12 protein-coding genes are annotated in these 12,168 nt (G+C 71.9%); 7 read left to right on the top strand and 5 right to left on the bottom strand.

Annotated elements, in window-relative coordinates:
• Positions 1 to 131: 131 nt before the first annotated feature.
• Positions 132 to 668 (bottom strand): type III secretion system chaperone family protein, encoded by a 537-nt coding sequence (locus tag AFM16_RS21015; protein WP_030781933.1) that lies wholly within the window; start codon positions 666 to 668, stop codon positions 132 to 134.
• A 140-nt stretch (positions 669 to 808) separates the two neighbouring features.
• Between AFM16_RS21015 and AFM16_RS21010 the strand changes: the two genes are divergently transcribed.
• The gene (locus AFM16_RS21010; protein ID WP_078634258.1) at positions 809 to 1,279 is read left to right on the top strand and encodes a hypothetical protein; all 471 of its coding nucleotides are present in this window, start codon (positions 809 to 811) and stop codon (positions 1,277 to 1,279) included.
• A gap of 6 nt (positions 1,280 to 1,285) precedes the next feature.
• Here AFM16_RS21010 and clpB read toward each other — a convergent pair whose 3' ends face one another.
• The gene (gene clpB, locus AFM16_RS21005) at positions 1,286 to 3,883 is read right to left on the bottom strand and encodes an ATP-dependent chaperone ClpB (RefSeq protein WP_078634257.1); all 2,598 of its coding nucleotides are present in this window, start codon (positions 3,881 to 3,883) and stop codon (positions 1,286 to 1,288) included.
• 147 nt (positions 3,884 to 4,030) lie between these two features.
• On the opposite strand from clpB, the gene AFM16_RS21000 reads away from it, so the two are divergent.
• Complete coding sequence (locus tag AFM16_RS21000) at positions 4,031 to 4,459, top strand: pyridoxamine 5'-phosphate oxidase family protein (protein WP_078634256.1); 429 nt, start codon at positions 4,031 to 4,033, stop codon at positions 4,457 to 4,459.
• Positions 4,460 to 4,621: 162 nt separating this feature from the next.
• On the opposite strand, the gene AFM16_RS20995 is transcribed toward AFM16_RS21000, so the two are convergent.
• Positions 4,622 to 4,960 (bottom strand): Rieske (2Fe-2S) protein, encoded by a 339-nt coding sequence (locus tag AFM16_RS20995; protein ID WP_078634255.1) that lies wholly within the window; start codon positions 4,958 to 4,960, stop codon positions 4,622 to 4,624.
• Positions 4,957 to 5,139, bottom strand: coding sequence for a hypothetical protein (locus tag AFM16_RS20990; RefSeq protein WP_051780133.1), 183 nt, complete (start codon positions 5,137 to 5,139; stop codon positions 4,957 to 4,959). Before AFM16_RS20990 ends, AFM16_RS20995 begins: the two co-directional genes overlap by 4 nt.
• A 100-nt stretch (positions 5,140 to 5,239) precedes the next feature.
• Between AFM16_RS20990 and AFM16_RS20985 the strand changes: the two genes are divergently transcribed.
• Together AFM16_RS20985 and AFM16_RS20980 are read left to right on the top strand one after the other, a co-directional pair.
• A complete protein-coding gene (locus AFM16_RS20985) occupies positions 5,240 to 6,259 on the top strand; it encodes a helix-turn-helix domain-containing protein (protein ID WP_037874738.1) in 1,020 nt (339 codons plus the stop codon).
• Positions 6,260 to 6,316: 57 nt separating this feature from the next.
• Entirely contained in the window at positions 6,317 to 7,390 is a 1,074-nt protein-coding gene (locus tag AFM16_RS20980; protein WP_245177753.1) for a helix-turn-helix transcriptional regulator, read from the top strand.
• Here AFM16_RS20980 and AFM16_RS20975 read toward each other — a convergent pair.
• Positions 7,387 to 8,412, bottom strand: coding sequence for a helix-turn-helix transcriptional regulator (locus AFM16_RS20975; protein ID WP_078634253.1), 1,026 nt, complete (start codon positions 8,410 to 8,412; stop codon positions 7,387 to 7,389). The two genes, AFM16_RS20980 and AFM16_RS20975, sit on opposite strands and share 4 nt — an antisense overlap.
• A gap of 353 nt (positions 8,413 to 8,765) precedes the next feature.
• Here AFM16_RS20975 and AFM16_RS20970 point away from each other — a divergent pair, with 353 nt between their 5' ends.
• From AFM16_RS20970 to AFM16_RS20960, 3 genes are read left to right on the top strand one after another with little or no spacing between them, the layout of a single operon-like run.
• Positions 8,766 to 10,313, top strand: a complete 1,548-nt coding sequence (locus tag AFM16_RS20970) for a circularly permuted type 2 ATP-grasp protein (RefSeq protein ID WP_078634252.1) — start codon at positions 8,766 to 8,768, stop codon at positions 10,311 to 10,313.
• On the top strand, positions 10,310 to 11,242 hold the full coding sequence (locus AFM16_RS20965) for an alpha-E domain-containing protein (protein ID WP_030781912.1): 933 nt from the start codon (positions 10,310 to 10,312) through the stop codon (positions 11,240 to 11,242). The genes AFM16_RS20970 and AFM16_RS20965 overlap by 4 nt, the downstream gene beginning before the upstream one ends.
• Before the next feature lie 5 nt (positions 11,243 to 11,247).
• The gene (locus AFM16_RS20960; protein WP_030781909.1) at positions 11,248 to 12,102 is read left to right on the top strand and encodes a transglutaminase family protein; all 855 of its coding nucleotides are present in this window, start codon (positions 11,248 to 11,250) and stop codon (positions 12,100 to 12,102) included.
• Positions 12,103 to 12,168 lie beyond the last annotated feature (66 nt).

The following is a 12,168-nucleotide window of genomic DNA, read 5'->3' as shown; positions in this document are numbered from 1 at the left end:
CCCGGCTTCATCCGGGCATCCCTGCGCACTCAGAAGCGACGAAAGCCCGGCCCCGGCACACGACCGTGGTGGTCGTGCGCCGGGGCCGGGCTCTCGATCGTTTCCGAGTGCGTCCGGGTGGGGCCCCGGGACTACTGGTCCTCGCCCTCCCCAGGACGGTCTGTGTTGTCGACCTCCTGCTCCAGGCCGAGCTGTTCCACGAGCCACTTGTCGAACTCGATGGCCGCGCGGACCCAGCTCACGGTGGAGGAGACGAACAGCTCGATGTTCACCCCGGCGCCGATGAGGAGCTGTGCCTCGCCGATGAGACGGACCGTGCCGTCGTCGTGGGTGTGCGTGTAGACCTTGGGCCACAGGGTGCGGCGGTTCCAGTCGTCGATCGCCTCCAGGATCTGGGGCTTGTCGTCGATCTTGTGGGGCCGGTCGTAGAACGTCCGCACCGAGTAGACCGCCTGGTCACCCTCGCCGCGGAACATGAAGTACGTACGGAACTCCTCCCACGGCGCCGCGAGGTCACCCTCGTCGTCGACGACGTACTTCAGCTCCATCTGGTCGAGGAGCTGCTTCACGAGGTCCTGATCCGGGACTACGGGGCCCGCCGGTCCCTGGGGCTGCGGCTCGGGCTGCTGGCCCCCGAAGTTCGGAATCGAGGACGGGTCGATGCTCACCGAAATTTCCCTTCGTACGGATCCCGCCATCCTCCCCCATGCGGGGAGGGGGGTGGCAACCCCGACGGGCCCTGTCAGCCCTGAGCTGACATGATCCGGCCTGTCGTATCACGGGACGGTGACGCGCGGAGGGGGAGCGGATGGCGAACGGGCGAAGCGGAGTCAGGTGGGGCGTGGTGGCCGCGGCCCTGGCGTCGGCGGCCGTGGTGGCGGTCGGGATGCCGGTGCTCGCCGGCATGCCGGCGGCGGAGGAGGACCCCGCGCGCGGGCCGGTCCCGGTGTCGTGCGCAGAGGCGCTGGCCTTCGGCGGGGCCCGGCTGCCGGCCGGCGCGCGGGACGCCGAGTGCAGTGTGCAGTCGGCGATGGACACGCTGTATCAGGCCGATTTCCGTATGCCGCGCGAGGACGTGTGGACCTGGGTGGCGGACACCTACCCCGACGCGCCCGAGCCGGGCGGACCGGGCACCCTGGCCTGTCTCAAGGGCGTGGACCACTGCTTCCAGCTCGATGTGAACGGGCGCCCCGGGACGGACGCCTACTACGTCGACCTGGCCGTGACGTACGTGAACGCCGAGACCGCGCGCGTGCGGTTCTCGGCGTTCACCACATGAGCGGCGCTACAGCGTCTTCATCGACGCCGGGCCCACGATCAGCCCGTCGCCCGCCGCGTCCACCCGGACCGTGTCGCCGTCCTTGACCTCACCGGCCAGGATCTCCTTGGCCAGCCGGTCGCCGATGGCCGTCTGGACCAGGCGGCGCAGCGGCCGGGCACCGTACGCCGGGTCGTTGCCCTCGTCCGCGAGCCAGGCCAGGGCCGCGTCGGTGACCTCCAGGGTGAGGCGCCGCTCGGCGAGCCGGCGGGCCAGGCGGTCGATCTGGAGGCGGGCGATCCGGCTCAGCTCGCTCTTGTCGAGCGCCGAGAACACCACCAGGTCGTCCAGCCGGTTGAGGAACTCCGGCTTGAAGGACGCCCGGACCACCTCCAGGACCTGCTCCTTCTTCTCCGCCTCGGTGGTCACCGGGTCGACCAGGTACTGGCTGCCCAGGTTGGACGTCAGCACCAGGATCGCGTTGCGGAAGTCGACCGTGCGGCCCTGGCCGTCGGTGAGCCGGCCGTCGTCCAGGACCTGGAGCAGGACGTCGAAGACCTCCGGGTGCGCCTTCTCCACCTCGTCCAGCAGCACCACGCTGTACGGCCTGCGCCGCACCGCCTCGGTGAGCTGGCCGCCCTCCTCGTAGCCGACGTATCCGGGCGGGGCGCCGACCAGCCGGGCGACGCTGTGCTTCTCGCCGTACTCCGACATGTCGATGCGGATCATGGCCCGCTCGTCGTCGAACAGGAAGTCGGCCAGCGCCTTGGCCAGTTCGGTCTTGCCGACGCCGGTGGGGCCGAGGAAGAGGAAGGAGCCGGTCGGCCGGTCCGGGTCGGCGATGCCCGCGCGGGAGCGCCGTACGGCGTCGGAGACGGCCTGGACCGCCTCGGTCTGGCCGATGAGCCGGCGGCCCAGCTCCTCCTCCATCCGCAGCAGCTTCTGCGTCTCGCCCTCCAGCAGCCGGCCCGCCGGGATGCCGGTCCAGGAGGCGACGACGTCGGCGATGTCGTCCGAGCCGACCTCCTCCTTGACCATGGTGTCCTTCGCGGCCTCCTCCTCCGCCTCGGAGGCCAGCTCCAAGTCCCGCTCCACGGCCGGGATCTCGCCGTACAGCAGCTTGCTGGCGGAGTCGAAGTCGCCGTCGCGCTGGGCGCGTTCGGCCTGGCCGCGCAGTTCGTCCAGCTTCTCCTTCAGCTCGCCGACCCGGTTGAGGGACTGCTTCTCCTTCTCCCAGCGGGCGTTGAGACCGCGCAGCTCCTCCTCCTTGTCGGCGAGGTCGCGGCGCAGCTTCTCCAGCCGCTCGCGGGAGGCCGCGTCGGTCTCCTTGGCGAGCGCCAGCTCCTCCATCTTCAACCGGTCGACGGAGCGCTGGAGTTCGTCGATCTCGACGGGGGACGAGTCGATCTCCATCCGGAGCCGGGAGGCGGCCTCGTCCACCAGGTCGATGGCCTTGTCGGGCAGGAAGCGGGAGGTGATGTACCGGTCGGAGAGGGTGGCGGCGGCGACCAGCGCGGCGTCCGCGATCTGCACCTTGTGGTGGGCCTCGTAACGCCCCTTGAGCCCGCGCAGGATGGCGATGGTGTCCTCGACGCTCGGCTCGGCGACCAGCACCTGCTGGAAGCGCCGCTCCAGCGCCGGGTCCTTCTCGATCCGCTCGCGGTACTCGTCCAGCGTGGTGGCGCCGACCATGCGCAGCTCACCGCGGGCGAGCATCGGCTTCAGCATGTTGCCCGCGTCCATCGCGGAGTCGCCGCCGGCGCCCGCGCCGACGACGGTGTGCAGCTCGTCGATGAAGGTGATGATCTGCCCGTCGGAGTCCTTGATCTCGGCCAGGACGGTCTTCAGCCGCTCCTCGAACTCACCCCGGTACTTGGCGCCCGCCACCATCGCGCCGAGGTCGAGGGCGACCAGCCGCTTGTTCTTGAGGGACTCCGGCACGTCCCCCTTCACGATCCGCTGGGCGAGGCCCTCGACCACGGCGGTCTTGCCGACGCCGGGCTCGCCGATCAGCACGGGGTTGTTCTTGGTGCGCCGGGAGAGAACCTGGACGACCCGGCGGATCTCCTGGTCGCGCCCGATGACCGGGTCGAGCTTGCCCTCGCGGGCGGCGGCGGTGAAGTCGGTGCCGAACTTCTCCAGCGCCTTGTACTGGCCCTCGGGGTCGGGGCCGGTGACCCGGCGGGCGCCGCGCGCGGAGCGGAACGCCTCCTGGAGCGTCTTCGCGTCCGCGCCCTGCCGGGCCAGCACCTCACCGGCCTGGCCGCCCTTGGCCGCGATGCCGATCAGCAGGTGCTCGGTGGAGAGGTACTCGTCGCCGAGGTCCCGGGCCCGCTGCTGCGCGTCCGCGATGACGGCGAGCAGCTCCCGGTTGGGCTGCGGCGGCGCGACGGTGGACCCGGCCACGCTGGGCAGACCGGCCAGCACCCGCTCGGCACCGGCGCGCACGGCGGCCTGGTCGGCCCCGGCGGCGGCCAGCAGGTCGACGATGTTCTCGTTGTCCTGGCCCTCCAGCAGCGAGAGCAGCAGGTGGGCGGGGGTGAGGTCGGGGTTTCCCGCCGATACGGCGCGACTGCCGGCCGCGTTGATCGCGTCCCGGCTCCGGTTGGTCAGCTCGGCGTCCACGTTCGCTGTCTCCTCCTTGGGGCCTTGGGGTCCGTGCGTCAGCCGCTCCCGTCACCGACTCAGACTGACTCCATAAGCGTACACAAAGTTGAGTCCGTTCCGCTCAAGGTTCGGTGGGAGGCTCGCCGGGGGCTAGATTCCGGGCCCATGGAACCCGGATCCCTTCCCGATCTTCCCGATCTTCCCGACCGTCCCGGCCCCGCGTACCTCGCCTTCTGGCGCGAACGCCATGTGTGCACCCTGACGACACCACGCCCGGACGGCGGCCCGCACGTGGTTCCGGTCGGAGTGACGTACGACCCGGAGAGCGGAGTGGCCCGGGTGATCGCGGACGGCGGCAGCAAGAAGGTGCGCAACATCCTGGCGGCGGGCCCGGACGGCGCCCTCGTCGCGGTCTGCCAGGTCGACGGCCGGCGCTGGGCCACCCTGGAGGGCCGGGCCCGGGTCCGCACGGAGCCCGACCGGATCACCGAGGCTGAACGCCGCTACGCCGAGCGCTACGGCCGGCAGCCCCGGGTGAACCCGACCCGGGTGGCCGTCGAGATCGAGGTGACGCGGACGCTGGGACGGGGGTGACACCCCGCCGGGTCGCGCCCCGGCGATTTCCGGCCAGTTCCACGGCCCTGCCGATACCCCGAAATGTCGCCACAAATAACAGCGGCGTCACCGTGTTCAGGTCACGGTGACGCCGCTGCGGGGGGAAGCACCTGAGCGATCTGTTACGACGGGGGAATCGCGTCAGGCACTGCGGGGGGTGGCTGAGATGGTGCGGGGCACGGCCGAGGGGGCCGGCTCCGCCAACTGGTGGTCCCGCTGGTCGAGATTCACAAAGATCATTCCGTACCGGATGGCGCACCGGACGGGCTGCGGCGCCCCCCGGGGCCTTCGCAGACACCGGTAGGCCCGGACGTCGTCGTCCTCGTCCCGTGTGACGACGACCGGCTCTCCGAACACGGTCACCATCAGCGAGTCACCGCTGTGGGGGATGGCGGTGACCAGGTCGATGAAGTGCCAGCCGGAGCGGTAGGCCGTGGCCATCTCGCGTCGGAAGGAACGGTCGTCCGGAGGATTCGTCATGAGCCCGCGCCCGCCACGATCACGTCCCAGTGCAGGTCGGGCGGCGCCGCCTGCGTGTCGGTGGTACCCGCGCCGGCGGGCACGCTGTCCCACCAGAGGTCCTGAAGTCCGATCGCGCCGAAGACCAACCCTGCCGAGAAGGCCACGGCAAGCACCGAGCGAAGCATTCTCTTGCGCATGTTGGCTTCGTCCTCACTTCCCAAGTCTTCTCCCCCGCCCTCAAGACAATGGCTCATCCAGGCACGTCAAAGCCACAGAAGCGGTGCATCATGTTCCTGCATGTTCAGGACCCTGGGGGGTGGAGATTTGACGAATAACCATACAAAAGGGGCACATCTCCATGGGCTGGAAGACCTGTGCGCCGACGGAAAACGCCTGTATGCCGACGCTTTGCGCCTCGGACGCATCACTCGCACCGAAGTGGACCCCGCGCCGTGTCTGGTGGAGTTCGCCCTGTTGCACCCCGACCCCGACGACCCGAACTGGCTGCTCCCCGTCCCCCCCGTGGCCGCCCTCGCCCAGCGGCTGCACCCGCTGGAGCGCGAGATACAGGAGCGCCGGCACCTCGCCAACGAACTGTCCGACGCCTTCGAGCCGTTCATGGCCATCAGCGCGCAGGGCAAGCCCAACACCCATGCCATCACGGTGCTCGAAGGGTTCAGCCGGATCAACGCGGCCATCGAACTGGCCACCGCCGAATGCCGGTCGGAGATCCTGACCGTCCAACCCGGGGGCGGGCGCAGCGAGAACGCGCTCAACGAGGCCGTCAAACTCGGCCAGCACGTCATCGCGCGCGGCATCACCATGCGCACCCTGTACCAGCACACGGCCCGCCACAGCCAGGGCACGCTCGCCTACGCGGAGCGCATGAGCCACGGCAACGTCGAGATCCGCACCCTGGAGGAACTCATCGAGCGCCTCATGGTGTTCGACCGCACCGTGGCCTTCATCCCGGCCCGGGACGACCGCAAGATCGCGCTGGAGCTGCGCCACCCGGGGCTGGTCGACTACCTGGTGAAGGTGTTCGAGCAGCAATGGGCGCGTGCCGTCCCGCTGTTGGAGGAGACGCCGTACGCTCCCCCGATCGACGGCATCAGCGGAGTCCAGATGTCGATCGCGAAACTGCTGGTCGAGGGCCATGTGGACGAGGCCATCGCCCGCCGCCTGGGGATGAACGTCCGCACCTGCCGCGCCCACATCGCCAAGCTCGCCGCCGCCCTCGGCAGCGGAAGCCGGGCCCAACTCGGCTTTCTCATAGCCCAGTCGGGGATCCTGGACCGGGAGCAGCAGGACCAGTAGGACCGGCGCGACCGGTGGACCCGGCGGCCGGACAGGACATCGAGAGGGAGCGTGACGGTGACCGTGCCGCATCCGGAGCACGGCGTGGACGATCTGTGCGCCACGGGCGCCGACCTGTACCGGCGGGCCCTGCGCGAAGGCCGGCTCCCCGCGGGGGAGGCGAAACCGGCCCCCTGTCTGCTGGACCTGGGACTGCTGCACCCGGCCCTCGACGACCTCGACCGGCTGGAGCCCGTCGCCCCCGTGGTGGCCCTGCACCGGCTGCTGCGCGTCTCCGAGGCCCGGATCGCCGACGAACGCCGCCGCGAGGAACGGCTGTCGGAGCTGTTCGCCCCGCTGATGCGGCTCGCCCAGGGCCCCGCGGCCCCCGCGCAGGAGGCGCCCACCCTGCGCATCCTCAGCGGCACGGAGCCCATCAACCGGGCCATCACCGCCGCGACCATGGACGCCGCCCGCGAGGTCCTCTGCATCCAGCCCAGCACCCATTCCCGCGGCCCGCGCGGCGAGACCGCCCAGGGCGTCGCCATGGACCGGGACCAGGCCCTGCTGGACCGGGGCTGCCGGATCCGCACGCTCTACCAGCACACCCAGCGCCACCAGCCGATGACCGTCGCCCGCTACGAGCAACTGCGCGGCGACGTCCAGGCGCGCACCCTGGACGAGGTCACCGACCGGCTGATCATGATCGACCGCACGGTCGCCTTCATCCCGGCCGGCGAGGACGGCAGGCTCGCCCTGGAGGTCCGCCACCCGGCGCTGCTGACCTACTTCGCCACCACCTTCGACCGGCTCTGGCGCCTGGCCACCCCGATGCACCCGGAGGCGGTCCGCCGGCCCACCCTGAACGGCGTGACACCCCGTCAGCAGTCCATCGCGGCGCTGCTCGTCGAGGGTCACACGGACGCCGTGATCGCCGGCCGCCTCGGCATGAACGTCCGTACGGCGCGCGTCCACATCGCCAAACTCGCCGCCACCCTGGGCAGCGTGAGCCGCGCCCAGCTCGGCTACCTCATCGCCCGCTCGGGAATCCTGGACCAGGAAGGTCAGGAAGGTCAGGACGGCCAGGACGGCCACCAAGGCCGAGACGGCGACCAGGACGGCCGGGACGGCCGGGCCGACGGACCGGGTTAGGACGAGGACCGGGACCGAGGCACCCCCACCGCCGCCTCACCCACCGGCCCGTCCAGCCCCACCTGCGCGATCCGCACCCCCAGTTGGGTCCGGCTCGCCGCGCCCAGCGTCTCCGACAGCCGGGCGATATGGGCGCGGCAGGTGCGCACGCTGATGCCGAGCCGCTCGGCGATGACCGCGTCCTGGTGACCCTCCGCGAGCAGCGCCGCGATGGACTGCTCCCGGTGGGAGATGCCCTCGATCCGGGGGTCGGGCAGCGCGGCGGTCAGCGGGATCGCGAGCCGCCACAGCCGCTCGAAGACGGTCTCCAGGTAGGCGATCAGCGCCGGGTGGCGCAGCTCCAGGGCCATCGTGCGGTCGCTGTTGGCGGGGATGAAGGCCACCGTGCGGTCGAAGAGGATCAGCCGGTCGATCACCTCGTCCAGGGTGCGCGCCTCGACCGAAGGGCCCATCAGCTCCAGGTAGTTCAGCAGGCCCTGCCCGTGCCGGGCCACATGGGTGTAGAGGTCGCGCATCCGCACGCCCCGGCCGCGCAGCTCCAGCGCCCGGTGCAGCCCCTCCGACAGTTCGTGCTCGCGCCGGATGCCGCCCGGCTGCACGGTCAGCACCTCCGTGGTGCACGCCTCCGTGGCCCGGTCCAGCGCCGCCTGGATCCGGGAGGCGCCGTCCAGCACCCGGATCGCCGCGCCCTCACCGGCGGCCGGTGCGGAGGACGGGCCGCCGAGACCGGCGTACCACTCGAAGGCGGCGACCGCCGAGCCCATACGGCGCTGCCCGGCGCTCATCTCGTCGTACAGCCCGTGCAGCAGCCGGGTCATGACCTCCTGCGGGGAGGTCGGCACCAGCCAGGCCATGTCGTCGGGGTCCGGGTGGAGCAGGGCGAGATCCAGCAGGCAGGGGACCTGTTCGGCGTCGGCGCGCGGCACTCTGCCCCGCCGTACGGCCCGGGAATACACGCGATCCCCGGCCTCGCACAGTCGGTCGGCGCCGTGTGGATGGTCCTCCGCCCCGTGCCCGGCCATCGCCCATCCCACCCCCGCCTGACACCCTTCCTACGGCTCTTCGCAGCGCAACTATGCGCGGCCCGGACCGGCTCCGCAACACGGCTCCCCCGGCCAGGGCCGTGGAAAACCTTCCATATGCGTGAGTTTCTCCCGGCCTCCGCCCCTCCCCTTGCAACAAGCTGACGGTGGTGCGCCTCGCGCGCGCGGTGCATCGTGGAACCCACTTCCCCCCGGGTGCCTGACACCCGCGGAGTCCCGGCCGGGCGACGGGGGAGTCCGGCCGGGCGGGAGTCCTCCCGCCGCTTTCGCGCGTACGCTCCCGGAAACCGGCGAGTGATCGCCGCGTCACGTACCGGCTCTAACGTCCCCTCATGGCGGACATATTCGACGCGTACGCGTTGGCCGATGCGTGGGACGAGATGTTCGAACGGCCGGGTGAGGTCAGGGCCGCCTATGAGCCGGTGCTGGCCGCACTCCAGCCGATCGAACCTGGGGAACTGCGCTTCCGGGCCGACCAGATGGCCCGTTCGTTCACCGACCGCGGCGTGACCTACGCCTTCGCGGGCGAGGAGCGGCCCTGGCCGCTGGACCTCGTCCCCCGGATCCTCGACGCGGTCGAGTGGGATTTCGTACAACGCGGGGTGGGCCAGCGGGTGCGGGCCCTGGAGTCCTATCTCGCGGACGCCTACGGGCCCTGCCGGGCCTTCGAGGACGGGGTGGTGCCCTGGCGGCTGCTGCTCGGCTCCCCGCACTTCCACCGGGCGGCCCACGGGATCGAGCCACCGGGCGGGGTCCGCATCCATGTGGCCGGGATCGACCTCGTCCGGGACGAGGCCGGCGCCTTCCGGGTCCTGGAGGACAACGTGCGGGTGCCCAGCGGGGTGTCGTACGTGATCGAGAACCGGCGGGCCATGACCCGGGTGTTCCCCTCGCTCTTCGACGGGCAGCACGTCGTCCCCGTCGACGGGTACGCGCAGCGGCTGCTGGCCGCGCTGCGGGCCGCCGCGCCCGAACGGACCGCCGATCCACGGGTGGTGGTCCTCACCCCCGGGCCCGGCAACGCCGCCTACTTCGAACACGCGCTGCTGGCCCGGCTGATGGGCGTCCAGCTCGTCGAGGGCCACGACCTGGTGTGCCGCGGCAACCGGGTGTGGATGCGCACCACGCGGGGCGAGGTGCCGGTGCACGTCGTCTACCGGCGGCTCGACGACGACTTCCTGGACCCGCTGCACTTCCGGCCGGACTCGGTGATCGGCTGCCCGGGCATCCTGGGCGCGGCGACGGCCGGGAACGTCACCCTGGCCAACGCGGTGGGCAACGGCATCGCGGACGACAAGCTGCTCTACACGTACGTCCCGGACCTGATCCGGTACTACCTCCGTGAGGAACCGATTCTCCCCAATGTCGAGTCCTACCGGCCCGACGAACCCGGCCAGCTCGAAGCCGTCCTCGACCAGATCGACCGGCTGGTGGTCAAACCGGTGGACGGCGCCGGCGGCCAGGGCATCGTCATCGGGCCGAAGGCCGACGCGCGGACCCTGGAGCGCACCCGCAAGGCGGTCGCCGCCGACCCGCGCGGCTTCATCGCGCAGCGGCCGGTCGCCCTGTCCACCTCCCCGACCCTGGCCGGCGACCGCATGGCGCCGCGCCACATCGATCTGCGGCCGTTCGCCGTGAACGACGGCGACAGCGTCTGGGTGCTGCCCGGCGGACTCACGCGCGTCGCGCTCCAGGAGGGCAACCTGATCGTCAACTCCAGCCAGGGCGGCGGCTCCAAAGACACCTGGGTGCTCGCCGAGGGCCCCGTCGAGGGCCCCTCCCGCACCGCAGGCGACGGCCCGCCGCCGCCCGTCGTCCCCCGCCAGCTCGGCCCCGACGGCACCCCCGCCCTCGTACCGGAAGGGGCGCGGCAGCAGTGAACGACGTGATCCTCTCCCGTATCGCGGAGGCGCTGACCTGGACCGGCCGGTACGTGGAACGGGCCGACGCCACCGCGCGCATCCTCGACGCCTACCTCCACCGGATGCTGGAGGACCCCTGGCGCGACGAGGACATGGCCTGCCGGTCGCTGTACGCGATCCTCGGCATGGACGCGGGGCCCGCCCCGGTCGACATGCAGCAGGTCCTCGACCAGCTCGCCTTCGACGCCCGCTCCACCGGCGCCATCGAGGGCGCCCTGGGCGCCGCCCGGCTCAACGCCCGCAGCGCCCGTGAGGCGGTCTCCTCGGCCATGTGGGAGTGCCTGAACGCCACCTGGCACGCCCTCGCCGAACAGCGCCGCGCGGCCCGCCGTACCGGCCCCTACGGCTATCTGGAGCTGGTCCGCAGCAGGGCGGCCCTGTTCTTCGGGCTCGCCGACTCCACCATGAGCCGCGACGACAGCTGGCGGTTCGTGGTGCTGGGGCGGAGCCTGGAGCGGGTGGACATGACCGTACGGCTGCTCTCGGTGCGGGTCCTGGACGCCGCGCACGCCCCGGACTGGCCGACCCTGCTGAGCGCGTCCGGCGCCGACGAGGCGTACGCGCGCGTGTACGGCGGTTTCGGCGACACCCCGCGGGTGGCCGAATTCCTGCTCCTGGACCGGGACTTCCCGCGCTCCGCGCTGCACGCCCTGACCACCGCCGAGGAGTGCCTGGCCGCCCTCGGCCGCCCCCGCCAGGACCCGGCGCGCCGCCCCATCGGCCGGCTGCGCACCCGCCTGGAGTACCTCGACACCCACGCCCTGGAAGAACAGCTCCCGCCGCTCCTGAAGGACCTCCAGACCGCCTGCATGGCCTCGGCGGAAGCGGTCGCGGAACGGTTCTTCCCGTACCAGGGGCCCGTCGTGTGGGCCCGGGAAGGAACGTGAGCGCGATGGCCGCCGCCACGACCCGCAGGCTCCGCATCCGGCACACCACCCGTGTCTCCTACGCGCGGGCCGCCGTCTCCTCGCACAACGAGGTCCGGATGACCCCGCTCACCCTGCCGGGGCAGACCACGCTGGACGCCCGGGTGACCGTCCGCCCGGCGGCCACCACCTGGTCGTACTGGGACTACTGGGGCACCCAGGTCACCGCCTTCGAGCTGATCGACCCGCACGCCGATCTCACCATCACGGCCTCCAGCCTGGTGGAGACGGCCCCGCCGGAACCGCTGCCGCCGCCCCTGGACTGGGCCGCGGTGGCCGAACGCACGGCCGGCTCCCGGCTGCTGGAGTTCGCCTCCCCGACGGCCCGTACGACGGTCCCGAAGAAGCTGGTGAAGAAGGCGCGCGGGGCGGCCGCGGGCCTCGATCCGCACGGGGCGGCGGTCGCCGTGTCCGCCCTGGTCGCCGACCGGGTGACCTACCTGCCGGGCGCCACCGGGGTGAACACCTCGGCGGCGGAGGCGTGGCAGCAGGGCGCCGGGGTCTGCCAGGACATCGCGCACCTCACCATCGCCCTGCTGCGCGGCCTGGGCCTGCCCACGCGCTATGTCTCCGGCTATCTCCACCCGGAGCGGGACGCGGAGCTCCACCGTCCGGTGGCCGGCCAGAGCCACGCCTGGATCGAGTACTGGGCGGGCGACTGGCACGGCTACGACCCCACCAACCGCACCCGCGCCGACGAGTCCCATGTGGTCGTCGGCCGGGGGCGGGACTACGACGACGTCACCCCGCACAAGGGCGTCTACCGGGGCGTGGCCGGCGGACCGCCGGACGTGACGGTGGAGTTCACGCGCGTGGCGTGAACTCCACCGGGGACCTCAGGACTACGGGTACTACGGGTACTACGGGTACTGCGGGTGCTGCGGGTG

Source organism: Streptomyces antibioticus (assembly GCF_002019855.1).
Classification (GTDB): Bacteria; Actinomycetota; Actinomycetes; order Streptomycetales; family Streptomycetaceae; genus Streptomyces; species Streptomyces antibioticus_B.
This window is presented reverse-complemented; position numbering and strand designations above follow the sequence as displayed.